18 protein-coding genes are annotated in these 22,836 nt (G+C 62.3%); 5 read left to right on the top strand and 13 right to left on the bottom strand.

Features of this window, described 5'->3' with window-relative positions; translation table 11 throughout:
- Nucleotides 1-100: 100 nt before the first annotated feature.
- Nucleotides 101-3,184, bottom strand: a complete 3,084-nt coding sequence (locus CKW32_RS11730) for an efflux RND transporter permease subunit (RefSeq protein ID WP_095185002.1) — start codon at nt 3,182-3,184, stop codon at nt 101-103.
- 2 nt (nt 3,185-3,186) lie between these two features.
- The gene (locus CKW32_RS11725) at nt 3,187-4,293 is read right to left on the bottom strand and encodes an efflux RND transporter periplasmic adaptor subunit (RefSeq protein WP_095185001.1); all 1,107 of its coding nucleotides are present in this window, start codon (nt 4,291-4,293) and stop codon (nt 3,187-3,189) included.
- Between the two features lie 101 nt (nt 4,294-4,394).
- Between CKW32_RS11725 and CKW32_RS11720 the strand changes: the two genes are divergently transcribed.
- Together CKW32_RS11720 and CKW32_RS11715 are read left to right on the top strand one after the other, a co-directional pair.
- Nucleotides 4,395-5,600 carry an MFS transporter gene (locus CKW32_RS11720; RefSeq protein ID WP_095185000.1) on the top strand — a complete coding sequence of 402 codons (1,206 nt, stop codon included), beginning with the start codon at nt 4,395-4,397 and terminating at the stop codon, nt 5,598-5,600.
- A 78-nt stretch (nt 5,601-5,678) separates the two neighbouring features.
- On the top strand, nt 5,679-7,616 hold the full coding sequence (locus tag CKW32_RS11715) for a TonB-dependent receptor domain-containing protein (RefSeq protein ID WP_095184999.1): 1,938 nt from the start codon (nt 5,679-5,681) through the stop codon (nt 7,614-7,616).
- On the opposite strand, the gene CKW32_RS11710 is transcribed toward CKW32_RS11715, so the two are convergent.
- Together CKW32_RS11710 and CKW32_RS11705 are read right to left on the bottom strand one after the other, a co-directional pair.
- Nucleotides 7,613-8,932: an ATP-binding protein gene (locus CKW32_RS11710; RefSeq protein ID WP_032891494.1), complete on the bottom strand. Its 1,320-nt coding sequence runs from the start codon at nt 8,930-8,932 to the stop codon at nt 7,613-7,615. The two genes, CKW32_RS11715 and CKW32_RS11710, sit on opposite strands and share 4 nt — an antisense overlap.
- A gap of 20 nt (nt 8,933-8,952) precedes the next feature.
- Nucleotides 8,953-9,696: a response regulator gene (locus CKW32_RS11705; RefSeq protein ID WP_032891113.1), complete on the bottom strand. Its 744-nt coding sequence runs from the start codon at nt 9,694-9,696 to the stop codon at nt 8,953-8,955.
- A 180-nt stretch (nt 9,697-9,876) separates the two neighbouring features.
- Between CKW32_RS11705 and CKW32_RS11700 the strand changes: the two genes are divergently transcribed.
- Both CKW32_RS11700 and CKW32_RS11695 read left to right on the top strand, forming a co-directional pair.
- A complete protein-coding gene (locus CKW32_RS11700) occupies nt 9,877-10,743 on the top strand; it encodes a pirin family protein (RefSeq protein WP_095184997.1) in 867 nt (288 codons plus the stop codon).
- Nucleotides 10,744-10,912: 169 nt separating this feature from the next.
- Entirely contained in the window at nt 10,913-12,358 is a 1,446-nt protein-coding gene (locus CKW32_RS11695; protein WP_032891115.1) for a mechanosensitive ion channel family protein, read from the top strand.
- A 21-nt stretch (nt 12,359-12,379) separates the two neighbouring features.
- Here CKW32_RS11695 and CKW32_RS11690 read toward each other — a convergent pair whose 3' ends face one another.
- The 9 genes from CKW32_RS11690 to CKW32_RS11650 all read right to left on the bottom strand — a co-directional run bounded on the left by CKW32_RS11690 (nt 12,380) and on the right by CKW32_RS11650 (nt 21,739).
- Entirely contained in the window at nt 12,380-13,702 is a 1,323-nt protein-coding gene (locus CKW32_RS11690; RefSeq protein ID WP_095184996.1) for a carbohydrate porin, read from the bottom strand.
- A 123-nt stretch (nt 13,703-13,825) separates the two neighbouring features.
- The gene (locus CKW32_RS11685) at nt 13,826-14,596 is read right to left on the bottom strand and encodes an SDR family NAD(P)-dependent oxidoreductase (RefSeq protein WP_032891117.1); all 771 of its coding nucleotides are present in this window, start codon (nt 14,594-14,596) and stop codon (nt 13,826-13,828) included.
- Nucleotides 14,597-14,624: 28 nt separating this feature from the next.
- The gene (gene rhaT / locus CKW32_RS11680) at nt 14,625-15,683 is read right to left on the bottom strand and encodes an L-rhamnose/proton symporter RhaT (protein WP_032891118.1); all 1,059 of its coding nucleotides are present in this window, start codon (nt 15,681-15,683) and stop codon (nt 14,625-14,627) included.
- Between the two features lie 39 nt (nt 15,684-15,722).
- On the bottom strand, nt 15,723-16,043 hold the full coding sequence (rhaM, locus tag CKW32_RS11675) for an L-rhamnose mutarotase (RefSeq protein ID WP_177326465.1): 321 nt from the start codon (nt 16,041-16,043) through the stop codon (nt 15,723-15,725).
- Nucleotides 16,043-16,918 (bottom strand): amidohydrolase, encoded by an 876-nt coding sequence (locus CKW32_RS11670; protein WP_095184995.1) that lies wholly within the window; start codon nt 16,916-16,918, stop codon nt 16,043-16,045. Before CKW32_RS11670 ends, rhaM begins: the two co-directional genes overlap by 1 nt.
- A gap of 69 nt (nt 16,919-16,987) precedes the next feature.
- Nucleotides 16,988-18,421: an aldehyde dehydrogenase gene (gene aldA / locus CKW32_RS11665; protein WP_032891120.1), complete on the bottom strand. Its 1,434-nt coding sequence runs from the start codon at nt 18,419-18,421 to the stop codon at nt 16,988-16,990.
- A 10-nt stretch (nt 18,422-18,431) separates the two neighbouring features.
- Nucleotides 18,432-19,232, bottom strand: coding sequence for an aldolase/citrate lyase family protein (locus CKW32_RS11660; protein WP_032891121.1), 801 nt, complete (start codon nt 19,230-19,232; stop codon nt 18,432-18,434).
- Nucleotides 19,233-19,242: 10 nt separating this feature from the next.
- Nucleotides 19,243-20,427, bottom strand: a complete 1,185-nt coding sequence (rhmD, locus tag CKW32_RS11655; RefSeq protein WP_095184994.1) for an L-rhamnonate dehydratase — start codon at nt 20,425-20,427, stop codon at nt 19,243-19,245.
- 16 nt (nt 20,428-20,443) lie between these two features.
- Nucleotides 20,444-21,739 carry an MFS transporter gene (locus CKW32_RS11650; RefSeq protein ID WP_095184993.1) on the bottom strand — a complete coding sequence of 432 codons (1,296 nt, stop codon included), beginning with the start codon at nt 21,737-21,739 and terminating at the stop codon, nt 20,444-20,446.
- 115 nt (nt 21,740-21,854) lie between these two features.
- On the opposite strand from CKW32_RS11650, the gene CKW32_RS11645 reads away from it, so the two are divergent.
- Nucleotides 21,855-22,796 (top strand): LysR family transcriptional regulator, encoded by a 942-nt coding sequence (locus CKW32_RS11645; protein ID WP_032891124.1) that lies wholly within the window; start codon nt 21,855-21,857, stop codon nt 22,794-22,796.
- Nucleotides 22,797-22,836 lie beyond the last annotated feature (40 nt).

Below are 22,836 nucleotides of genomic sequence, written 5' to 3'. Positions count from 1 at the left end.
CATCAGTTGGGGCCTTAACGAAAAAAACCATCTGCAATCCCTCGCACTGTGTATTCAGGCGAGGGACTTTGCAGGCGTTTTCCGCAGCGGGGAGTAGCGCTTATCCGGCGCTTGCGTGGGAAGTTTCGACAGCTTTTATCTTCTGCCGCCCCAGCACCAAACTGCATAGCGCCGGTAAAAACAGCAGCGTCAACACGGTGCCCACCAGCACTCCGCCGATCAGCACGTAGGCCAGGGATGACCAGAACACCGACAACGTCAGCGGAATGAACGCCAGCGCCGCGGCCAGTGCGGTCAAGATCACGGGCCTGGCACGTCGCACCGTGGCTTCGACGATGGCTTCGCGAATCGCCATGCCGTGTTCCTGGTTCTGGCGAATCTGGTCGGTGAAGATCAATGTGTTGCGCATCAGAATGCCGCCAATGCCGATCAGCCCCAATATCGCGTTGAACCCGAACGGCTGATTGAACAGCAGCAGCGTCGGCACAGCCCCGATCAAGCCCAAGGGCGCGGTGGCGAAGACCATGAACATCACGCCGAAGGAGCGCACCTGGAACATGATCACTGTGAGGGTCAGCAGGATCATGATCGGAAACAGTGCGGCCAGGGCGACGTTGGCCTTGGCGCTTTCTTCCACCGGTCCGCCGATGTTGAGTTGATAGCCGGCTGGCAGCTTGGCGATCAGCGGTTGCAGGTCTTTGTAGACCGCCATTTCGACGTCGGGCGGTTGCACGCCGTCGATGATGTCGGCGCGCACTTCCACGGTGGTCGCTCGGTTACGGCGCTTGAGGATCGGCTCTTCCATCACCGCTTGGAAATGCCCGACCTGGGCCAGCGGCACTGAGGTGCCGGCACTGTTGGTCAGGGTCATGTTGTTGAGGTTGCCGAGGTTCTCGCGTTGGTTGCCCTGGGCGCGGGCCACCACGGACACGGTGCGGTTGCCTTCACGCACCTCGGTGATCGGGTTGCCGCTGAGCAGGGCGTTGAGCTGGGACTTGACCTCGTTGGGCGTGAAGCCCAGCAGGCGCAGGCGGTCTTGATCGAGTACCAGGCGATAACCACTGGTGCGCTCGCCCCAATCGAGGAAGGCGTCCTTGGTCAACGGGTTAGCGGCGACGACTTTGCGCACGTCTTCTGACAGGCCGCGCAACACCTCCAGATTCGGGCCGGACACGCGGAATACCACCGGGAAGGGCACCGGTGGACCGAACAGCAATTGCGTGACGCGCACTCGCGCCGCAGGGAATTCGCCTGCCGCGATACGCTCACGCATGCGCAGTTTGAGGGCATCGCGTGCGTGGGAGTCCGGGGTCTGCACGATCAGTTTTGCGAAAGCCGGATCGGGCAATTCAGGGTTCAGCGACAGGAAAAACCGTGGCGCGCCGCCGCCCACGTAGGTGTCGACCATGCTCGTCTGGGGTTCTTGCATCAGTGCTTTTTCCAGTTGCGCCGCGACTGCCTCAGTGCTTTTGAAGGCGCTGCCGGGCGGCATGTACACCTCCAGAATCAGCTCGGATCGGTCGGAGTTGGGGAAGAACTGCTTCTTCACCACCCCCATGCCCAGCCCGCACAGCACAAACGCCGTCACCACCAGCCCGGTCACCAACCAGCGCCTGCGCACGCACAGCTCTACTACCGCACGCAGTTTCTGGTAGTAGCGCCCGGCATAGATGGCGTCGTGGCCACCGGGCACCGGTTTGATGTTCGGCAATAGCTTGACGCCCAGGTACGGGGTGAACACCACCGCCACCAGCCACGATGAAATCAGCGCGAAGCCGACGATCCAAAAGATATTGCCGGCGTATTCCCCGGCGCCCGAGCGCGCAAATCCTACCGGCAGAAAGCCGATGATGGTCACCAGTGTGCCGGTCAGCATCGGCGCCGCGGTGGAGCTCCAGGCGTAAGTGGCGGCGTGGATGCGGTCAAACCCTTCTTCCAGTTTCACCACCATCATCTCGATGGCGATGATCGCGTCGTCCACCAGCAGGCCGAGGGAGATAATCAGCGCGCCGAGGGTGATGCGGTCGAACTCACGCCCAGTGACCAGCATGATCACGAACACCACGGACAACGTCAGTGGCACCGCCGCCGCCACCACCAGACCCACGCGAAAGCCCAAGGCCAACAGGCTGATGATCATCACCACTGCCAGGGCGACGAAGAATTTCAGCATGAATTCATTCACCGCCAGGCTGATGTTTTTCGCCTGGTCGGAGACCTTGGCGAAGTTCACGCCCAGTGGCAGGTCTGCCTGGATCCGGGCTTCCTGGTCCTTGAGGCGCTTGTCCAGTTCCAGGCCGTTCCAGTGTTTCTCCATGATCACACCGAGCATCAGCGCCGGGTCGCCCTGATGGCGGATACGGTAGCTGGGCGGGTCTTCATAACCTCGGTTGACGGTCGCCACATCGGCAATGCGCAGCAGTCGGCCGTTGACTTCCAGGGGCACGTTTTCAATCAGCGCCAGGCTGTCGAAGGCACCGTCGATACGGATATAGGCGCGGGCACCGGCGGTTTCCACAAAGCCCGACGGCGCCACAGCGTTTTGCGCAGCGAGGGCGGCGAAGATCTGGTCGGGCTTGATGCCCAGGGTCGCGAGGCGCTCATAGGAAAACTCGACGAAAATCCGCTGGGCCTGCTCGCCGAGGATATTGACCTTCTTCACCCCCGGCAGATTGAGGAAACCCTGGCGCAGCTCTTCAGCCATTTGCACCTGCTGGCGATGGGGCAGGTGTTCGGCCTCCAGGGCGTACAGCGCAAAGTACACATCGGAATATTCATCGTTGAAAAACGGCCCGATCACTCCCTTGGGCAGCCTCGACGCTTCATCGCTGAGCTTTTTGCGGGTCTGGTAGAACAAGTCCTGAATCTCGCCGGGGCGGGTGGATTCGAGGAACGTCATGCGCATCGACACAAAACCTGGCTGGGCGATGGTCTCGACGCGGTCGTAGTAATCCAACTCCTGCAGGCGTTTTTCCAGGCGGTCGGCGACTTGCTCCTGCATTTCCTGGGCAGTGGCGCCGGGCCAGGCGGCCGTGATGGTCATCACCTTGACGGTGAAGGACGGGTCTTCGGCTCGCCCCAGTTTGCCGAACGAGAAAATGCCGGCGGCAAGGATCGCAATGATCAGGAACAACGTGACCGCACGGTGCTTGACCGCTAGTTCAGAGAGGTTGATGCCGCGCATGCTCATTGGTCCTGTTTGCGGTTGAGGGCCAGCGCCTGGGCGGGCAGCAGGCGCACCGCATCCCCGCTGTGCAGCAGGTGGGCGCCAAGGGCGACGATGACGGTGTCCGGGTTCACGCCGCTGTTGAGCAGGGCATCTTCCTGGCCGAGGCTGGCGACGTTGACGGGGGCAAAGGCGACTGTGTTATCGGCGCCGACCACCCACACTCCGGTGCCTTGCCCTGTATCGTGCAGCGCACCAATGGGCACGCGGGTCTGTTGCATCTGGCCGTTACCTTGAAGGCGCACGGTGATGGTTGAGCCGAGGGCGAAGCGGTCGACGGCGCCGTGCAGCACATAGCGCGCGCGGTACGTACGAGTGACGGGATCGGCACTGGCGGAGAGTTCGCGCAGCGTGGCCGTTACCGCCTGGTCAGGGGCGCCGAACGGGAAGGCCAGAGCTTTTTGCGAGGCCAGGTCGCGCTGGTTTTCCGGCAGGTTAACGATGGCTTCGCGGGCGCCATCACGGGCCAGACGCGCGACGATCTGCCCTTCGGCGACCACCTGGCCGCGGTCGACGCGTACGTCGGTGATGATGCCGTCGCCGTCGGCCTTGAGCACTGAGTAAGTGCGGCGGTTCTCGATTTGGCTGGCGTCGGATTGGGCCGAGGCCAATTCCGCTTCGGCGACGCGCAGGTTGGTCGCCGATTGGTCGAAGATCTGCCGCGACACAGCACCGGTACTCGCCAGACGTTCATAGCGGTTGGCATCATCGCGGCGCTGACGCAGTTGTGCCTGGGCGGCACTCACGCGGTTCTTGGCCGAGCGCAGGGCCAATTCGAAGTCGCCGATATCCAGTACCAATAAGGTGTCGCCACGAGAGACATGCTGGCCGGGATCGACCTTGCGCTCGATCACCTTGCCACTGACGCGAAAGCCCAAGTCGCTTTCCGTACGCGCCGCGACCACACCGGTGTAGGCGCTTTGTTGCGTGCCGGCAGCTTCGACCTTGGCGACGAGTACCGGGCGCGGTTGGGGCGCTTGGGCGGCGGTGTCGGCCTGGCTGTTACAGCCGCTGAGGATCACCAGCAAAGCCAGGGGCGAGAAAAGACGCAGGGGAAGAGGGTTCATGTCGGGCTCCAGGGGCTGACCAGTGGGCAAAAAATTATGGACATAATTTTTTACGCATATTATGGTCGAAATATAAATTAAGCCAGCCCCGGATAATCCCCATGTCGAATGCCCCGGTTCCGTCGCGAAGCTTGCTGTTGCTACTGGTGGCCTTAACGGCACTCGGCGAAGTCTCGACCCAATTAATCATCCCCGGCCTCGGCGCCATTGAGCAGGCGCTGGTGGCGCCGCCGGGGTCGGCACTGATGGCGCTGTCTGCCTTTGTCGCAGCGTTTGGACTAGGGCAATTACTGTTTGGGCCATTGTCGGATCGCATCGGCCGGCGTCCGGTATTGATCGGCGGGTTAGTGCTGTATGTGATGGCGACTATGTCGATGCTGCTGGTCAGCGACATGCATCAATTTATCGCCGCCCGCGTGCTGCAAGGCCTCGGCGCCTGTGCGGCGCTGGTGTTGGCGCGCACGGTGGTGCGCGATGTGTGGAAGGTCGAAGCGGGGCCGGCCCTGGCGCTGACGATGATCGGCATGCTCTACGCGATCGTCGTCGCGCCAATGGTCGGCGGACTGCTGATCAACGTGGTGGGCTGGCGTGCGCCGATCCTACTGGCGCTGGTGATCGGCAGTGTGGTGTTGCTGCTGGTGCTGCTGTTCTTTCGCGAAAGCAACCCTTACATCGACCCCAAGGCCGGCCACTGGCGCACCCTCGGCGGGCAGTACCTGGATTTGCTCAAGGGCCGCCCATACCGCGCATTCGCCGTGGCGTTGGCGTGCACTTACGGCGCGATGTTCGCGGTGATTGCCGGATCATCTGCGGTGTTTATCAACCTGCTCGGCTTAAGCAGCCTGGAGTACGGCATCAATTTTGGCGTGATCGTCTCGATGCTGATCGTCGGGTCCACCTACACCCGGCGCAATATCCTGCGCCTGGGGGCGCAGCGGATTGTGGCGATGGGGGTGACGCTGGTGGCCCTCGGCGGGGTGTTGGCGGCGGTGATTTACGGGCTGTTCGGCTTATCGGTGTTGGGGTTGGATATTCCCATTGCCCTGGCGACGCTTGGCGGCGGGCTGGTATTGCCCGGCGCGGTCACGGGCGGAGTAATGCCCAACGCGCACCGAGCCGGGTTGGCGGCAGGCCTGATGGGCTTTGCGCAGATGTTCGGCGCCACCTGCAGTGGCCTGCTGCTGAGCCAACTGCGCGACGGCAGTGCCTTACCGATGATCATGATCCAGGCGGGTTTTGCGGTGATGGCGTTTGTGGCGTTTCATCTACTGCGTGAACGGCGTGTGGCGCTGGTGCCGGTGGCTTGAGCTGTCACACTTTGTCCAATTTAATCGGGGCTAGATGATTACGATTCTCTTTTGAGTCCAATCCTAAGGTCTACGCCCATGCTTCCTGCCTTTCGCGTTACGCCCCTGGCTCTGCTGGTCGCCAGCAGCTTCAGCGCCCATGCCGACGAACCTGTTGCCCTGGAACTCAACGACGTGGTGGTGACGGCCGCCGGTTATGCCCAGAGTGTGGAGGATGCGCCGGCCTCGGTGACGGTGATCGACGGCGAGGAATTGCGCCGCAAGTCCTACCGCGACCTCGGCGACGCGGTGCGGGATGTGGAGGGCGTGACGGTCAACGGTGGGGCGAATGAAACCGACATCTCCATCCGTGGCATGCCGGCCGATTACACCTTGATCATGGTCGACGGCAAACGCCAGAGCGCGCGGGAGTCACGGGTCAACGGCAACAGTGGCTATGAACAGAGCTTTGTACCGCCAGCCGCCGCCATCGAGCGGATCGAAGTGGTGCGGGGCCCGATGTCGTCGCTGTACGGCTCGGATGCGATCGGCGGTGTGATCAACGTGATCACCCGCAAGGTTTCACCGACCTGGGGTGGTTCCATCGGCTATGACTACTCGGCCCGCCAGCACAGCGACCAGGGCAATGCGCGCCAGACGCAGTTCTACCTCAGCGGCCCGCTCAAGGAAGATTTCCTTGGCTTGCAGGTGTGGGGCCGTTACCTCGATCGCCAGGCCGACGATGACATCGAACAGACCAATGGCTTCAGCAAGGCCGACCACCGCGACCTCACCGCGCGCCTGGCTTTCACTCCTAATATTGACCACGACATCCTGCTGGAAGCGGGTGCCACGCGCCTGAAGAACGGCGACGGCATGAGCGCCAACTGGGCCACTCGCGAGCAGGAAAACAACCGCGATCACTGGTCCCTGTCCCATCAAGGCCGCTGGGGCTGGGCAACCTCGGACATCGCCCTGTCCCAGGAAACCTCGACCCGCGAAGGCAAGGCCATCCCGGCCCAGACCGATATCTACGGGCGCAAACCCGAAATCAAGAACACCGTATTCGACGCCAAACTGGTGGTGCCCACCGCCCATAACGTCAGCACCGTGGGCGTGCAATGGAACGAAAGCGAGCTGACCGACTGGAACCAGGGCCTGGGTGATCGCGTCGACTATAAATTCTCGGTGGTGCAAAAAGCCCTGTTCGCCGAAAACGAATGGTCAGTCACCGACAGCTTCGCCTTGACCACCGGCCTGCGTCTGGATGAGCACGAAGAGTACGGCGCGCACCTCAGCCCGCGGATCTACAGCGTGTGGCGCGCCACCGATCAGTGGACCCTCAAGGGCGGCATCGCCCGTGGCTTCAAGGCGCCGGAACTGCGTGCCGTGGTCGAGGATTACGCTTACCTGCGCCGCAACCGCTTCGTGATGTTCGGCAACCCGGACCTCAAGCCCGAAACCAGCACCAACTACGAAGTCTCTGCGCTGTGGAGCAACCGCGATGACCTGTCGGGCGGCGTGACGCTGTTCTACAACGACTTCCAGGACAAGCTCTCTACCGTCACCACCGACCAGCGCTGGAACGGCTACACCATCATGGAACGGGTCAACGTCGACAAAGCGATCATCCAGGGCGTCGAGCTCAACGGCCAATGGGATATCAACGCCAGCGTGCTGCTCAAGGCCAACTACACCTACACCGATTCCGAGCAGAAGAGCGGCGCCAACAAAGGTGCACCATTGGCTCTCACGCCGAAGCAGAAAGCCAATGTGCGCACCGAGTGGAGCATCAACGACCGCACCCAGGCCTGGGCGTCGCTGAGTTACTACGGCGAAGAAACCGGCAACACCATCACCGACGAACCCGCACCGGGCTACACCACCGCCGACCTGGGCGGCTCTTACGACGTGAGCGACTCGCTGACCCTCAACGCCTCCCTCAACAACCTCACCGACAAGCGTTTGGACGATGAAACCTACGGCACGGTGAACTACGGTCGTACGCTGTGGATGGGGGCCACGCTCAACTTCTAAAGTGCCGCCGGCAATCGCACCACCGCGCACAGGCCGGCCGGTGGGCGATTCTGCAACACCAGTTCGCCGCCATGGGCCTGGATGCACGAACGTGCAATCGCCAGGCCCAACCCCACGCCACCGTCACTCACGCCGCGTTGCACAAAGGGTTCGAAGACTTTGTCCAGCCAGGCCTCGGGCAAGCCTTGGCCGTGGTCGAGCACCTCGATGCGCAGCCAGCCGTTATCTTCTTGGATCAAGCTCAGGTGGGCATCCCCAGCGTGGTGCAGGGCGTTGTCGATCACGTTGGTTAACGCGCGCTTGAGCGCCAGAGGCCGGCAGGTCAGCATCAGGTGTGGCGCACCCGCCCAACTGACAGGTTGCCGCATGCGCTGATAACGCTTGGCCAGGTCATCCAACAGGCCGCTCATCGACATCGTGGCGGTCGCTTCCTGTACCGCGTCATCGCGCACGAAATTCAGGGTTTCACGCACCATCGCACTCAATTGCGCGAGGCTTTCGAGCATGTCATCCCGGGCGTCGCCGGGCTCCAGCAATTCCACTTGCAGGCGCAGTTCGGTGATCGGCGTGTTCAGGTCGTGGCTGACCGCTGCAAGCATCCGCGTCCGGCCTTCGACGTGCCGGGCAAGATTGGCCTGCATGGTGTTGAAGGCGGCGGTGAGGTCGCGGGCTTCCTGTGGGCCGATTTCCGGCAGCGGAGCGATCCATTCACCACGGCTGACGCGCTCCGTGGCCTGGGCCAGGGTCTTGATCGGGCGCACCACGCGGGCAATGAAAAACATCACGATCAGCAGCACCGGCAGCGTTGTCACCGGCAGGCTGTAGGCCAGAACGCGGCCCCATTCATAGGCGCCGGCGGGGTATTGCACGGCATTCAGGTAGGTACCGTTCGGCAGTGGCACGCTGCTGCGCAAGCGCAACGGCGCCCAGCCGGCGGGGCTGAACACATGGGTGCGGGCGTCGGCACCGCTGATGCGTTCCAACTGCATGCCGATGGCGGCCGCGTCATCCAGGTGCAATTGGCGACGCAGCTCACTGGCCAATCTCTGCTCCTCCGGGCGCAGTTCAAATGGCGCCACTTCGGGCGTCGGTGCAATCCAGAAGCGCGTGTCGTCGTGGCTCATCCCGGCCAGCAGGTGCTCGGTTTCAGTGGGCGTCAGATCGATTGCCGTGTGGTGGGCAATCCCTAGGCGCTCCAGGCTGAAACTGCGCGACAGTGGGTGGATCAGGCTGCCGGTGCGTTGCAAAAACAACATCGCGATGCCGTTGGATGCGAGCAAGGCCAGCAGCAACAACAGGCTCAACTGCCGCGCCAGGGTGCGCGGCCACAGCCTGTTCAGGGCGCGCATTCACTGACCTCGGCCGCCAACAGATAGCCGCCGCCCCAGATAGTGCGCAGCAGGTCCGGCGTGGCATCGCCGTGGGCCAACTTGCGGCGCAGGCGGCTGACCTGGCGGTCGATGGCGCGGTCGCTGACGTCGCTGTCGGCGGCAGCGGTGAGGTCGATCAAACGTTCGCGGGGCAGCAACGTATTGGGGTGGGCAAGGAACACCTGCAGCAAACGGCTTTCCGCTGTACTGAGCTGGATTGCCGGGCTGGCGTCGCGGCACAACGTGGCGCTGCTCACGCTGAACTGCCAGCCAGCGAACCGATAAGCCTGTGGGCCACCGCTGGGCGCGGCCGGCCCGGTGTTGCGGCCTTGGCGGCGCAGCACACTGTTGATGCGTGCGACCAGTTCGCGGGGTTCGAAGGGCTTGGTCACGTAATCGTCCGCGCCGAGGTCCAGCCCGCGGATACGGTCGGCGGCGGTATCGCGGGCGGTCAACAGAATCACGGGGGTATTGCTGCGCCGATGCAACTGGTTGCACAGCTCGAAACCATCGCCATCCGGTAGCAGCACGTCGAGCACTACGACGTCGAACGCCTGGGTCTTGAGCAATTGCCACATCCCAGCCGCGTCTTCGGCGGTGCGCACATCGAAGGTGTGGCGACGCAGGTAAGTGGCCAAGGGTTCGCGGATTTTGCGGTGGTCATCCACCACCAGCACGCGCGGTGCGACAGGCGCAGGGGCAAACGGCATTGCAGCCCTCGGGAGGTTGAGCGGGAGAGGGCGGATATTACTACGAGTCATTATCATTAACGCGGTTTTTATGGTGGGGCACTGGTACTCCGTTCCATCAGTAGGACGCTCTAGGGTGTTTTAGCCGTCTACCGCTCAATTGTTATCGGTTTTAAGGTGTATGCACTTTGGAGGATCACCATGAAAAAACTCATCGGCATCTACACCAGCCCTCGCGCCCACTGGGTCGGCGACGGTTTCCCGGTGCGCACACTGTTTTCCTACGACAACCTGGGCAAACACATCAGCCCATTCCTGCTGCTGGACCACGCCGGCCCGGCCGAATTTTCCCCCACCGAACAACGTCGCGGCGTAGGTCAACACCCCCATCGCGGCTTTGAAACCGTGACCATCGTCTACGACGGTGAAGTCGAGCACCGCGATTCAACCGGCGCAGGCGGCACCATCGGCCCCGGCGATGTGCAATGGATGACGGCCGCAAAAGGCATTCTCCATGAAGAATTCCACTCCGAAGCGTTCGCCCGTAAAGGCGGCGCGCTGGAGATGGTGCAACTGTGGGTCAACTTGCCCGCCAAGCACAAAATGGCCGACGCCGGTTACCAGACCATTGTCGATGGCGATATTCCCGTGCTTGCGCTGCCCCATGACGCCGGGCACCTGCGCCTGATCGCCGGAGCGTTCGACGGCGCCAAAGGGCCCGCACGCACCTTCACGCCGATTGACGTGTGGGACCTGCGTCTTAACGCCGGCAAGCCCGTGACCCTGGACTTGCACGCCGGGCGCAACACCGCCCTGGTGATCCTGCGCGGCACCGTGCTGGTCAATGGCGAAGAAGTCGCGCGCCAAGGCCAACTGGCGTTGTTTGAGCGCGATGGCACGCAACTGGTCCTGGAGTCCAACGACGCCGCCAAGGTGCTGCTGCTCAGCGGCGAACCGATTGACGAGCCCATCGTAGGGCACGGGCCGTTTGTGATGAACACCGAGCAGGAGATTCATCAGGCGTTTGCGGATTTCCAATCGGGTAAATTTGGGCAGATGCATGCCTGACAGTTAGCCGTAAACAAAAGGGTAGGAGCCGGCTTGCCGGCGATAGCATCACCGTGGTGTCCCTGGCACACCGAGTCGATACTTTCGCTGGCACGCCGGCTTCTACATTTTGTTTTCCAGTGTTCTCAATTCATGCGATCTTCCCGTCATTCGCCCTGGAGTCGCCTGGATGCCCTCATTTATCTCCGATCACCCGATGCTGTGCGCCCTTGCGTTGATCCTTATCGACATCGCCGTGTGGCGACTTATCTCCGCCAACCTGGCTAATTGGAAACTCGCAGCGCGGTTGGTGATCTTTGCAGTCTTCAGTGCCGTGCTGTTCAACGACGGCATGAACCCCATGCTCGTCGCGCCCTACGCCGACAACACCGCGTTGCACATGGCCGCCACGGCGTTGCAGATTGGTTGGTGGTTGTTCGCGGCGCGTACGCTGACGGTGTTGCTCGGTGCGTTGATGATGCAGCGGGTTGGCCACACCGGGCGGCTGTTGCAGGATTTGATGGGCGCGGTGATTTTCCTGATCGCGATCATTGCTGCGCTGGCCTATGTGCTCGATCTGCCGGTCAAGGGCGTATTGGCCACGTCCGGCGCGGTGGCGATCATTGTCGGCCTGGCGTTGCAAAGCACCTTGAGTGATGTGTTTTCCGGGATCGTGCTCAATACCACCAAGCCCTATCAACTGGATGACTGGATTTCCATCGACGGCACTGAAGGCCGGGTCACGGACATCGACTGGCGCGCCACGCGCCTGCAAACCTCCCAGGGCAGCATGGCGGTGATTCCCAACTCCCTGGCGGCAAAGGCCAAGATCATCAACTTTTCGCGTCCGGCGGATATGTTTGGCCTGGCGGTCAGCCTGCAGGTCAGCCCCCATGCACGGCCGCAAACGGTGATCGAAGCGCTGGAGCGGGCCATGCAGGGTTGCCGTCCGCTGCTGGCCAAACCGGCGCCGAGTGTGGCGTTCAAGACTTCCGCCAGTGGCGGCGTGGAGTATGAAATCAGCGGGTTCGTGCCGACCATGACCCTCAAGCGCGAAGTGCGCAACCAACTCTACGACTTGGCGTTCCGGCACCTGCAGGCAGCGGGCGTGAGCCTGTTGTCCGCCGTCGAAAGCGCGACCCCAGTGCCGACCTCTCCGGCGCGGGCACTGTTGGACAGTTCGTCGATTTTCTCCACTTTGCGCCAGGAGGAAAAGGACACCTTCAGCCAGAACATGACCCTGCACACCTATCGCGCCGGCGAGATGATCCTGCCGGCGGGGGAGGTCAGCGATCATTTGTTTATCGTCGAGTCGGGTGTGGTGTCGGTGATGCTGATCAAGGGCGGCCACGCGTTCGAAGCCGGGCGCATGGGCCCCGGCGAGGTGATCGGCGAAGCGGGGATTCTGACTGAGCAAGCGGCCTTGGCGGACTTCACCGCCAAGACGTTCTGCACGTTGTACCGCATCGAGAAGGCGTACCTGACGCCGTGCCTGGACGCGCGACATGACATCGCCGACGCCATGAAAACCCTGTTGGATTTCCGCTTGCACGCCGCTCAGGTGCTGACCCAAGACGCGCCAGTGGTACCGGTCAAGAAGGGCTTTTTGCAATGGCTTCGCCAGCGCGGTCTTTGAGGGGCGCGCTGGCACGGGTATCTAGAAATCAACAATAAACTGCACGCCACCGACCACCGCGCCGCTGGTTTGTGTGAGCCCGCCGGGGTATTTCACGTATTGCAGGTTAGGCCGCACCATCAGCCATTGGGTCGCCTGCACGCCATAGTTGATCTCGTAGCTGTACTCGCGGCGCTGCTCGGGCACGTAAAGCGGATCGTCGATATCGCTGACGCCATTGGCCGCGTTGAGCGTCTGCGTGTTGCGGGTATAGCGGTCGCTGACCTGCAACTTCGACGCGCCAAGGCCGATGGTGTCGCTCGGGCGTGAATCGAACGGGCCACGGTAGATCAGGCCGACTTGGATCAGGTTCTTGATCACGCTTTTGTCCGGGTCATTCACCGTCAGGTTGGCGAATACGTTGAGCCCGCGCTTGCTGTTGCCGTCGACGGTGGTCAATTGTTGCTGGCCCGACAGCCACCAGCCGCTGTTGCTGGAATACATTCGATAGGGTTTTTTCGAGCTGGCAGCGTAGTTGCCGTCGGCGTCCTTGAGCATGTCCTTGGTGTCGGCGTTGGCGTAGTAGTAACCGGCGTGGTACTCCGAATTCAGGCCTTGGATCTGACCTTTCCAGATGGCTTCGATAGGGAAACTGGTGCCCTGGGAGCCGCTGATAAACGGTTTGAAGCCATTGCTGGCCTCGGCGTTGCCAGGGTTCTTGTCGTAGGCGCCGACCTGCATGGCGAACTCATCGGTGAATTGGTACTTGGCGCGCACTGCCCACTGGCTGATCGGGAAGCTGTTCCACACGCCGTTCCAGTTACCTTCCTGGGAACCGCACAGGGTGACGTTCTGGAATTCGCAGGGGAACTGATCGAAGTCTTCACCATGGCCGAAGCGACCGAGTTTGAGGGCTAATTTCCGGTCGAAGAACTTTTGCTCGTACCAGAACTGCGACAGCCGCCAGGCGTTGCCGCCGCCGAACACTTCCATGGTGGACGTCAGGCCCGTGGCGTTGGGTTGGTGCACGCGGTCGTTGGTGATGTCCTTGCCATGGCGCTCGCCGATGCCGATGCGAAAGGTCGCGTCCTGCCAGCCGAGGAGTTTTTGCAGGTCCATGTTCACGCCCAGGATCAACTGGTCGCTCCAGCGCGCGGTGGTGTGGGAGTTGTAGCCACCGCCGAGGTTGGAGCCGACTTCGCCGACGTATTTGAGGGTGAAGTCGTAGCCTTGTTCGGCCAATTGGGGGCGCAGGCCGCTCCAGTCGCCGAGCATGGCCGGGGAGTTGGGATCGAGCAGGCCGGCGCTGAAGGCACAGGTGGACATGGCGCTGCAGAGCAGGGCCAGGGGGAGGGTGGTGCGCATGGAAGTACTCCTGGGATTGTTGTTTTTATCAGGTACAACACAAATTTCAGGCACACAGAGACCCCCTGTGGGAGGGAGCAAGTCCCTTCCCACATTGGTTCTTGGGTGTTTGAGAGTGCGGTTTTACTGGAGGTTAACGAACAACCCGCCATCCACCAGCAACGAGGCGCCGGTCACATAGCGCGCCATGTCCGAGGCGAGGAACACGATCGGCCCTGCCACATCATCCGGTTCGCCCAAGCGACCCAGCGGCGTGCGCGAGGTCATGTAGGCGAGTTTTTCCTCGTCGGCCAGGTCTTCCTTGTTGATGTCGGTGGCAATGGTCCCCGGCAGTACCGAGTTGCAGCGAATGCCATAGGGCCCCAGTGCAATTGCGCAGGACTGCATCAACGAATGCAGGCCGGCCTTGGTCGGCGTGTAGTGGGTTTGCATGCCGCCGCCGACCAGCGCGCTGATGGAGCTGACGGCAATGATCGCGCCGCCACGGCCCTGGTTTTTCATTTGGTTGGCCGCCGCCTGCACGGCGAAGTAGGCGCCGTTGAGGTTGGTGTTGACGGTTTTCAGATAGACCTCGCGGGGCATATCCAGGAACGAGTGGAACGGGCAGATGCCGGCATTGTTGACGAACACGTCGACACTGCCGAAGGCTTGCACGGCGCCGGCCACCAGCTTGTCGCCGGTGTCCGGGTCGGCCGCATCGCCCCCCACTTCAACGGCCTGGCCGCCAAACGCCTTGATCTCTTCGATCAGCGAATACGCCGCCTCGGTCCCTTGGCCACTGCCACTGTGGCCGATCACCACACGGGCGCCCTGGCGCGCACATTCACGGGCGGCGGCGCGGCCGATGCCACGGGAGGCGCCGGTGATGATCACGGTTTTGTCTGCAAGCAACATAAAAACACTCCTTCAAAAATTAGCGGCATCAGCCGAGGTAATTGCCGTAACCGACCATGGCGATGGCGCCGAGGATCACCGCGATCCCGGCCACCAGTACGCCCTTGTTAGCGGCGCTGGTGCCGTGCCATTCACGGAAATACAGGCCCCAGCAGTTGGACACGATGATGATGAATGACATGTGCAGCACCCAGGAACTGGCGTCGTTCTGCAGGCGGCTTTCGCCCATGCCGTAGAAGAAAAACTGCAAGAACCACAGCGTGCCGGCGATGGCCACCAGCAGGTAGTTGCCCAGCAGCGGCGTGCTGCGATCGGTGTAGTTATGGAAGGTACGGTTGCGCCAGTTCAGCCACAGGCACCAGATGCCGTTGGTGGTCAGGCCGCCCCACATGATCACCATAAAGGTCACGTTGTTCTGGAACAGGCTGTTGGCGCCATGTTCCACCGCCGCGGCGGCCAGCGGGCGTCCGGCAGAAATGCCGTAGCTGAAACAGGCGCTGAGCACCCCGGAAATCACCGCCACCAGCATGCCCTTGCCCAGGGAAAATTCGCTGACACTGGCGAACTTCACCGCCTGGGACACTTCCCGTTCCTTGATCAATCCAGCCTTGCCGCACACTGCGATACCGACCAGCGACACCGCCACGCCCCATAACACCCAATGCCCGCCCTGGGAGGCCAGCATCGAGGTCAAGGTGCCTTCGGTTGCATCGGTGAACAGGTCGCGGTACAGCGCCGGCATCAACGCTCCGAGGGCCGAGGTGAGGCCCATGATCAGCGACATGCCCAAGGACAGGCCCAGGTAGCGCATGGTCAGGCCGAAGGTCAGCCCGCCGATGCCCCACAACACGCCGAACATATAGGTCCACAGCAGCGTGCTGGTGTCGGCATTGCGCAGAATGTCCACCCATCCCGGCACCGTCAGTTGCGCGGCGATCAGCGGCACGATCAACCAGGACACCAGGCCGCCGGTGATCCAATAACTTTCCCAGGCCCAGCCGCGGACCTTTTTGTAGGGGATGTAAAAACTGCCGGAGGCGAAGCCGCCGATGAAGTGCAGAATCACACCGAGGAGAATGATTTCCACGTAGTCGAATCCTTTTTATTGTTGTGTGGGTCAGTTAGATCAGGGGCGGGCCAGGTGGAACATGGGCAGCAGGTCGACACTGATCGGCGAGGCGTCCGCGTGGCTGGGCATGATGTCCTGCATGTAGGTCCACCAGCGTTGCATCAGCGCGGTGCCGGGCAGCTCATCCAGGCCGTGGGCGTCTTCATGGGTGAGGACGGCGAACAGCGTGTTGGCGGGCTCGTCAAAAAAAATCCGGTAGTCCACCACGCCGGCGTCCAGCAGGGCTTGGGCCAGTTCCGGCCAGATTTCGTCGTGGCGTCGGCGATATTCATCGGCCTGGCCCGGGTTGAGGTTCATGCGAAAGGCACGGGTCTGCATCACGGCGCTCCATGGGTCGGGGTGTAGATACGCACTGCGTTGTGCAGAAAAAACTGGCCTTGCACCGCCTCGGATTTGTCCGCCATGCAGCTTTTTACGAGCCCCAGGGTGGTGGCGAAATCGGCCAGGTGATCGCTGTTGGGCCAGTCGCTGCCGAAGAAGCAGCGCTCGTCACCAAACGCCTCCCACAAGACCGCCAGGCGGTCGTTGTAGAACGCCGTATCGACGATCAGACCTTGGGGGCCGAGCTGGGGGATTTCCGCGAGTTTGGCGAACACGTTCGGCCGCTGCGCCAGGCGCAACAGGTCGGCGTGATACGCCGCCTCTTCACCGGCCGGCACCTGAGCATTGGGCAAGTGGTCGACGATGATGCGCAGCTCGGGCAGCGTATCGCTGAGGTGCAACAAACCCTTGATCAAACGCGGGTTCGGGTTGGCGCTGTCCAGGCCCCGACCACAGGCGGCCAGTTGGCGCAGACCGTCGATAAAACCGGGGCGCGTCTGGTCCTGCAGCAGGTCGCGGTCCCACAGGTTGCCGTAGCGCAAGCCGAGGAACAGCGGCTCTTGCGCCAGGGCATCGAGGTCGGCGGCGAAGTCGGCGTGCAGCGGGTCCAGATTGCCAACAAACCCGAGCATACGCGGGTCGCTGCGTAGGGTTTCGAGCAACCAGCGGTTGTCGTCACGCCATGGGCTGGCTTCCACAGCAATGGCGCCGACCACATTGTGTGAGCTGGCCAAGGCCCAATAATCGCTCGGTAAATGGGCGGCATACAGCTGATTGCCCGGCTCGGGCCACGGAATGCCTTTGGGGCGACGCGGGTCGAACAGGTGCAAGTGGCTATCGATGATGGGGCCGCTGTAAGGCATCAGAGGCATTGCGCAATCCTTGTGGGATTTTCTCAGGAAGGGCCAGCACGCTAACGCGCACCGGCCCGCTTCACCACCTCAGCTCTGTAGGTACACCACATGGGTATGGGTGTATTCGTACAGGCCATGCTTACCATCGGCGCCGCCGATCCCAGATTTACGCACCCCGGCATGGAAGCCCTGCATGGCCTCGAAATTTTCGCGGTTGACGTAGGTTTCACCAAAGTCGATCTCGCGCACCGCGTGCATGGCCTTGCCGAGGTCGCGGGTGTAGATCGATGAGGTCAGGCCGTAGTCGCAGTCATTGGCCATGGCGATGGCTTCGTCGAGGTCGTCGACAATCTGGATCGGCAGCACCGGGCCAAAAATTTCTTCGCGCATGATCTCCATGTCGGCGCGGCACCCGGCCAATACCGTCGGCTGGAAGTGAAAGCCCGCGCCGAGGTCGGCAATCTGTCCGCCGCTGATCAGCGTGGCACCCTGGCTCAGTGCGGTGCGCACCTTACGGTTGACGTTTTCCAGGCCCTGGCGGTTGATCAGTGGGCCCATTTCCGCGTCGGCCATGGCCATCGGGTCGCCGTAGCGCGTGGCTGACATGGCCGCGCTGATGCGCTCGATGAACGGGTCGGCGACCTTGCGCTCCACGTATACCCGCTCCGCGCAGTTGCACACTTGCCCGGTATTGATGATGCGCGAGTCGCGAATGGCTTTAACTGCCAGCTCCAGGTCGGCGTCTGCCAGCACGATGGCCGGAGCCTTGCCGCCCAGTTCCAGGTTGAGCTTGGTGATGTTTGGCGCAGCGGCGGCCATGATGCGCGAACCGGTGGCGACGCTACCGGTGAAGCTGATCATGTCCACGCCTTTATGGGCGGTGAGTGCGCCGCCGACCTGGCCGTCGCCGCAGACCACGTTGAACACACCGGCGGGCAGGTCGGTCTCGGCCACCAGCTTGGCGAACTCAAAGCAGTTGTTCGGCGTTTCTTCGCTGGGCTTGATCACGATGGTGTTGCCGGTGAGCAACGCCGGGGCCAGTTTTCGGGCGATCAAGAAGAACGGGAAATTCCACGGCAGGATGCCCGCCACTACGCCCAAGGGTTTGCGGAACAGGAAGATGTTTTCGTTGGGCCGATCGCTGGTGATGATCTCGCCCTCAATGCGCCGCGCCCATTCGGCCATGTAGTCGAGGTAGTCGGCGGTGAAATTCACTTCGACTTCGGCCAGGCCAGTGACCTTGCCCTGTTCCAGGGTGATGGTACGCGCCAGGTGCGCGACGTTTTCCCGCAGCTTGGCGGCGATGCGGCGCAAGTGCCCGGCGCGTTCGATGGCCGGCTTGCGCGCCCACGCTTTTTGCGCACCGCGCGCCGCAGCGAGGGCTTGGTCGACGTCAGCGGCGGTAGAGGCGGGCACCTTGGACAGCAAGGCGCCGCTGGCCGGATTGAGTACATCCAGATGGGCTTCGCTGGGGACGAAGCGGCCATTGATGAAGTTCTGGTACACGGGAACGGATGACATGGGCAGCTCCTCAGTAAGTACGTGATGGTGTGGGCGCGTCGGCAACCGGGCGATAGCGGGCGAGGGTGGCCAAGGCGCTCTGGCGTAACAGGCTGATGTCGATGGCCACAGCGATAAAACGGCAACCCCAGGCTTGGTAACGGCGCGCGTCGTCTTCGTTGGGCGCCAGGATGCCGCTGACCTTGCCGGCGGCGAGGGTGGCGTCCACCGCGTATTTGATGCGTTCCTGAACTTCGGGATGGCCGGGGTTACCGGCGTGGCCGAGGCCGATGGAGAGGTCGGCGGGGCCGATAAACACTGCGTCCACGCCCTCCACGGCGGCAATGGCGGCGACGTTTTCCACGCCCAGGCGTGATTCGACCTGGACGATCAGGCACAGCTCCTCGTGGGCGGTTTGCAGGTAGTTCGCCACACCATCCCAGCGTGTGGCGCGGGTCAAACCGCCGCCGACGCCGCGAACGCCATGGGGTGGGTAACGCATGGCGCGCACCAGGGCTTGAGCCTGTTCGGCGGTTTCCACCATGGGGATCATCAGCGTCTGGGCGCCGACGTCGAGCAGTTGCTTGATCAGACTGGCATCGCCATTCACCGCGCGTACCACCGGCGCGGTAGCGTAGGGCGCCACCGTCTGCAGTTGGTTGAGCACGCTGGGCACGGTATTGGGCGCGTGTTCACCGTCGATCAGCATCCAGTCATAACCGAGGCCAGCGACGATCTCAGCGGCGTAGCCGGTGGCGAAACCGGCCCAGATGCCGTATTGGGTGGCGTCCTTGGCCAGGGCAGCCTTGAAGCCATTACGGGGCATATTCATGGCGTTTTCCTCAGCGATTGTACGGACGGTGCAGTTGGCAATCCGGGTTCAGGTCTACGCCGAAACCGGGCTTGTCGAGCACCGACAAGCGCATGCGGCCATTCACCGGTACCGGTTCGCCGAGCAGTTGCGGGTGGAACATCGGCACCACTTCATCGGCCTTCGGCGCCATCATCAGGAATTCGGCGAACGGGCTGTTATGGCGGGTGGCGACGAAGTGGTAGCTGTACACCGACGAGCCGTGGGGCACGACCATCGCATTGTGGGCATCGGCCAAGGCCGAAATTTTCACCAGCTCGGTGAGGCCGCCGCACCAGCCGACATCCGGCTGGATAATGTCGCAGCAGCCCATTTCCAGCAGCATGCGGAAGCCCCAGCGAGTGGCTTCGTGTTCGCCGGTCGTCACCAGCATGCCCTTGGGCACATTGTTGCGCAGGGCTGCGTAGCCCCAGTAATCGTCCGGGCTCAGGGCTTCTTCGATCCATTTGAGCCCGTGTTCATGGGCACCGATGGCGAGTTTGGTCGCGTAGTTGAGGTCCAGGCTCATCCAGCAATCGAGCATCAGCCAGAAGTCTGGGCCGACCCTTTCGCGCATGTCGGCCAACTGTTCGAGGTTTTTGCGCAGGCCTTCTTCGCCTTCGCTGGGGCCGTGGTGCAGGGGCATCTTGCCGCCGATAAAGCCCATCTTCTGCGCCAAGTCCGGGCGGGCGCCGGTGGCGTAGAACTGCAATTCGTCGCGTACCGCACCGCCGAGCAACTGGTGCACGGGCTCCTGGCGGATTTTGCCGAGCAAGTCCCACAACGCCAGATCGACGCCGGAAAGGGTGTTGATCACCAGGCCCTTGCGACCGTAGTAGAGGGTGGACTGGTACATCTGGTCCCAGATCTTTTCGATATCGGTGACGCGGGCGCCTTCGATAAAGCGCGCCAGGTGTTTCTCGACGATATACGCCGCCGGTTCGCCGCCAGTGGTCACGGCAAACCCGACAGTGCCGTCGCTGGCTTCGATCTCCACCACCAGCGTGCCGAGTACGTTAATGCCGAAACTGCGGCGGCTCTGGCGGTACTCGGGGTATTTGCTCATGGGCGTCGAGATGTGATCGTCGATCCAGTGGCCGTCGGCCTGATCGTGGTAATCGGCGCCGCCGCCTCGCAATACAAAAGCGCGCACGTGTTTGATGGTGAGATGACCCATGGTGTGACTCCTGACGTTAAACAGTGGCCGGCGTGTTCGATGCAGTGCGGCCGGGTGAATGGATGCCCAGTACCAGCAATGCAGCCAGTACCGTGGTGGCGGACAGCAGGTACAAACCGGCTGCCGGAGAATGGAAGGCGCCTTCGGCCCAGTGCTTGATGACCGGCGCGATGAAGCCGCCGAGGGCACCGAATGAGTTGATCAGCGCAATGCCCGCAGCAGCGGCACTGCCGGCCAGGTAGCTGGAAGGAAAGGTCCAGAACACCGGCTGCACCGCGATAAAACCCGAGGCGGCAAAGCACAAGGCGAGCATGCCCAGCAGCGGGTTGGCGAAGGTCACCGAGCAAGCAATACCGGCGGCGGCCATCAACAAGGTCAGGCAAGCGGTGCGGCGGCGTTCGCCGGTGCGGTCGGAATAACCGGGAATCCACCAGGCGGCAAACAGTGCGCAGATCCAGGGAATCGCCGAGACCAGCCCAACCATCAAGCCGACCTTGGTGCCGAGCAGGCCGCCCACTTGGGTTGGCAGGTAAAACACCACGCCGTACACGCTGGCCTGGATCAGCAAATACACCAGGCACAGGTACAGCACCGACGGCTGGCACAGCACGTTGAGCAGGCTGCGGCCGTGGGAGGTTTTGTGTTGGTCTTCCGTGTCCAGCAAGGTCTGGATTTGCTGGCGCTCATCCACACTCAGCCACTTGGCGTCGGCGGGGCGGTTGTCCAGGTACCAGTAGGCCCAGATCCCCACGGCGCTGGCCATCAAGCCTTCCACGGCGAACAGCCATTGCCAGCCGTGGATACCGCCGAAACCGTCCATCTCCAGCAGCAGGCCGGACAACGGACTGCCGACAATGAATGCCAGGGGGGCGCCGAAGTAAAAGAAGCCCATGGCCTTGCCGCGCACGGCCTGGGGGAACCAGTAGGTGAGATAGAGGATCACGCCGGGGAAGAATCCGGCTTCGGCCACGCCCAACAAAAAACGCAGCACGTAGAAACTGGTTTCGTTATGGGCAAACACCATCGCCGCCGAAATCAGGCCCCAACTGACCATGATGCGGCACATCCACAGGCGGGCGCCGACACGGTGCAGGATCAGGTTGCTCGGCACTTCCAGCAGCGCGTAGCCGACGAAGAACACACCGGCGCCGAAGGCAAACGCGGCATCGCTCAAGCCGGTATCGGCCTGGAAGGCCTGTTTGGCAAAGCCGACGTTGGCACGGTCAAGAAACGCCATGATGTACATCAGCAGCAGGAAGGGCAGCAGTCGCCAGGAAATCTTGGCGAGCAGGGGCGCGGGCAGGGTTTTCATGATGGAGTCCGTTGTTTTGTTCTTATGGAACGGACTGTACGGCGGCCGAGCAATACGCTACAAATCGAATCTCGCTTACAAGTGATACCCTCAGGGTATCGGTAATAAGGAATTTATGAGTAGTCCCGTCCTCTCCCGCAGCTTGTTCAACCGCCTGCGCTACAAGCATCTGCATATGCTGGTAGCGCTCAGTTCCAGTCAGAACCTGCACCGTGCATCCCAGGCCCTGAACATGTCGCAACCGGCGGCCACGCGCATGCTGCGCGAGATTGAAGACATGTTCGGCTGCGACCTGTTCGAGCGCTTGCCACGGGGGATGCGGCCAACGGCGCTGGGCCAGCAACTGATCAACTTTGCCGAGTCGGCGCTGAGTGGCCTCGACCGTTGCGCCGAAGACCTGATGGCGCGCCAGCAGGGCGGGTATGGCTACTTGTCCATCGGCACCATCATGGGCGCCGCGCCGGACTTGGTGATGGACTGCATTGCGCAGATCAAGGCGCTCAATCCGCAACTGCGTATCCGCATCATGGGCGACACCAGCGACCAGGTGATCCAACTGCTGGAGCAGGGGCGCATCGACCTGGCCATTTCCCGGCGCACCGCCGCCACCGACAGCGAGCACTACAGCTTCGAACCCCTGGGCAACGAGCGCCTGCTGGTGGTGGTGCATGCCGGCCACCCATTGGTCCGACGCGGCCGGCTATCCCTGGCTGAGCTGGTGCGCGACTGGCCGTGGATCCTGCAACCGCAAACCAGCCCGGCGCGCATCGGTTTCGACCAGGCCCTGCAAGACCTGGCGCTGCCAAGCCCGGCGGACATCATCGAATGCAGCTCGGTGTACTCCATGCAGCAGTTGATCCAACTGACGGACGCGGTGATGGTGCTGTCGGAAAGTGCCTTGCGTGATTATCTGAAAATGGGCCTGGTGGTCGCGCTGCCGGTGGCCCTGGACGTGCGGCTGGCGCCGTTTGGCATCTTGTTGCGCAAGGGCGAGGGGGTGAGCCGCGAATTAGGCTTGTTTATTGACCTGCTGCGGCAGAGGGCGGCGATGCTGTAAACGCGAGGTTGAAAAGATCATGGTGTCCCGGCACGATATT

The organism is Pseudomonas sp. Irchel 3H9 (genome assembly GCF_900187495.1).
GTDB classification, from domain to species: Bacteria; Pseudomonadota; Gammaproteobacteria; order Pseudomonadales; family Pseudomonadaceae; genus Aquipseudomonas; species Aquipseudomonas sivasensis.
This window is presented reverse-complemented; position numbering and strand designations above follow the sequence as displayed.